The organism is Candidatus Cryosericum hinesii (genome assembly GCF_003570985.1).
Lineage (GTDB): Bacteria > Caldisericota > Caldisericia > Cryosericales > Cryosericaceae > Cryosericum > Cryosericum hinesii.
Map to the genome: position 1 here is coordinate 1 of NZ_QXIW01000007.1, position 2,367 is coordinate 2,367.

Genomic DNA, 2,367 nt, shown 5'->3' on the forward strand with positions numbered 1-2,367 from the left:
CTGGCTATTGCCAAGGATTTCGAGCCGATCTTGCTGCTGCCGATTGCGTTTGGCTGCTTTCTCGCCAACATCCCGGCGGCCAAGGGTTCCTTCTTCAGTATCAACCCCGACTATGTCCGTGACCTGACCGGCACCATCAAGCCGACNNGGCATCGGTGCCATGACGGACTTTGGCCCGCTGCTGGCCAACCCCGTGTCGCTTCTGCTGGGTGCGTCAGCGCAGTTTGGTGTCTTTGTTGCCATGGTCGTCGCCAAGATGCTGCAGTTCAGCATCGGTCAGGCGGGTGCCATTGGTATCATCGGAGGAGCCGATGGGCCGACGGCTATCTACACTGCCACGAAGCTTGCCCCGGAGCTGCTGGGTCCCATCGCGGTCGCCGCCTACACGTACATGTCTCTCGTACCGCTGATCCAGCCGCCCATCATGCGACTGCTGTCGACACATGAGATGCGCAGCACGGTCATGGAGCAGCTGCGCCCGGTCGGCAAGCTCGAGCGTATCCTGTTCCCCATCGTTACGACTTTCGTCATCGCTATCCTGCTGCCACCGGTCGGGCCGCTCGTGGGCATGCTCATGCTGGGCAACCTGCTGCGTGAGAGCGGTGTGGTGGAGCGGCTCAGCAACACGGCCGCCAACGAGCTCATCAACATCTGCACGCTCTTTCTAGCGGTCGCCGTGGGCGCTTCTATGAACGCCACATCCTTCCTGAACCTCAAGACGCTCTACATCATCGGGCTGGGCGTCATCGCCTTCGGGTTCAGCACCGCGGGCGGGATGCTCCTGGGTGACCTCATGTGGGTGTTGTCCGGACACAAGATCAACCCACTCATTGGTTCAGCGGGCGTGTCGGCGGTCCCTATGGCCGCGCGTGTCAGCCAGAAGGTCGGGCAGAAAGACAACCCTGCCAACTTCCTCCTCATGCATGCAATGGGTCCCAACGTCGCCGGCGTTATCGGTACCGCCGTCGCGGCGGGTATCATGATCAGCCTGCTGGGTCACTAGCAAGAGCGACCCCTGATGATGAGGCCGGCAGCGCACAGCTGCCGGCCTTTTTGTTATTCTGGAGTGTCAGAAGGTCCAGAGGGTGATCAGGACTGTGGCTCAAATGCTTGCCGGACGGCTTCTGCGAGCAGGACGCCCTCCGCCACCAGTTCCTCGTCCGATGGACGTACAGCTTTTGGGTCCGGGATGTATCCCAGTACTTCGCTATGCCCGACGACGGAGGCTCCGCGCGCGCTCAGCCGCTTCCCCAGCCGGGCGATGGTTCCTGGGTTGGCTGCAGTCCCGCCGACGGCGACGATGAATGTTTTCTTGTCCTTAAGGATCGCATTGCTGATGAACGTCGTCACAGCAGGAGCCGGGTTGCCGATCCAGACTGGTGTCATGACCACGACTGCTTCAAACGGTTCGACAGTGTAGTCGGGGTCCACCAGCGTCGTCCCCAGACCAAGCAGGGTGGCGATCAGGGCACGGAACATGCCGCCGTTCTCCATCCTGCGGCTGTCCACCAGTTGCCGCAAGGTGCCCCCGGTCGCCTGTGCCAACCCCTGGGCGATCTGTGCGGTCGAGCCCTCACGGCTGTAGAACACGATGAGTGTTTTCAGGCTACTACTTCCACTAGGGATGTTGCTGCATCAGGGCATTGTCGATGGCTTTGAGCGTGACCTTCTGACTGATGGTCGCACCTGTTACGGCGTCCACCAGGACCGATCCTGTCCGTACGACTTCGGCGATCAGTGGGTCCATGTTGCCCAGCGGCCGCTGGAGGAACTCGATGGCCGTGATCCCCTGAGAACCCAGTGTCACGCGGACCTTTGCAGCGACGTGTCCGACGTGCGCGCTGCCCTCATAGACACCGGGATACCGGTACGACAGGATGGGTGATGAAAGGACCAGGGCATCAGCTGTCCGTCGCAGCCAGGGACCATAGACAGCCTGTGAGACGATGGACAACGCCACCATCAAAGCGACGAGAACCAGTAATGTCCGCAGCAACCGAGCGTGTCGACGCATGGTCAGTCTTCCTGATTGTGGGGTTCTTGGAGCACGTCTGCAAGACGTTGGCCCGCTTTCTCCAGTTCCTCGACTGTTGCTGAAGGGCCCGCCTTGCCCGAGGAGTTGAGGCCGTGGATGTGGTGGACGCCGATGACCTGGCCGCCTCGTGCCCGAGCCATCTGCTCCAGGTGGCTCGAGGTTGCAAGGTTTTCGCCGCTCTCGCCAAGTGCCACGATCAGGACCTTCTTGCCGGTCAGGTTGACCGTCCGCAGGAACGTATTGGCAGCCGGGGCAGGGTTCCCGACCCAGGCAGGGGTCAGGATCACGACGGTTTCGTAGCCCGCAACGTCATAGTCGGGGTTGACCAGGCG

At 61.6% G+C, this 2,367-nt stretch carries 3 protein-coding genes and 1 pseudogene; 1 reads left to right on the forward strand and 3 read right to left on the reverse strand.

Annotation, left to right across the window (positions count from 1 at the left end):
• A pseudogene (locus SMC3_RS01175) lies at window positions 1-1,003 on the forward strand (sodium ion-translocating decarboxylase subunit beta); the annotation flags it as partial.
• An 86-nt stretch (window positions 1,004-1,089) separates the two neighbouring features.
• Here the strand turns inward: SMC3_RS01175 and SMC3_RS01180 are convergent.
• The 3 genes from SMC3_RS01180 to SMC3_RS01190 all read right to left on the reverse strand — a co-directional run.
• Entirely contained in the window at window positions 1,090-1,590 is a 501-nt protein-coding gene (locus SMC3_RS01180) for a flavodoxin family protein (RefSeq protein ID WP_119086856.1), read from the reverse strand.
• A 28-nt stretch (window positions 1,591-1,618) separates the two neighbouring features.
• The gene (locus SMC3_RS01185; RefSeq protein ID WP_119086857.1) at window positions 1,619-2,014 is read right to left on the reverse strand and encodes an FMN-binding protein; all 396 of its coding nucleotides are present in this window, start codon (window positions 2,012-2,014) and stop codon (window positions 1,619-1,621) included.
• A 2-nt stretch (window positions 2,015-2,016) separates the two neighbouring features.
• The coding region (locus SMC3_RS01190; RefSeq protein ID WP_207799602.1) for a flavodoxin family protein at window positions 2,017-2,367 on the reverse strand (351 nt) is incomplete at its 5' end.

Excerpts from the sequence above, each read along its gene's own strand:
- SMC3_RS01185 (WP_119086857.1), bottom strand. The coding sequence starts at position 2,014 with ATGCGTCGACACGCTCGGTTGCTGCGGACATTACTGGTTCTCGTCGCT.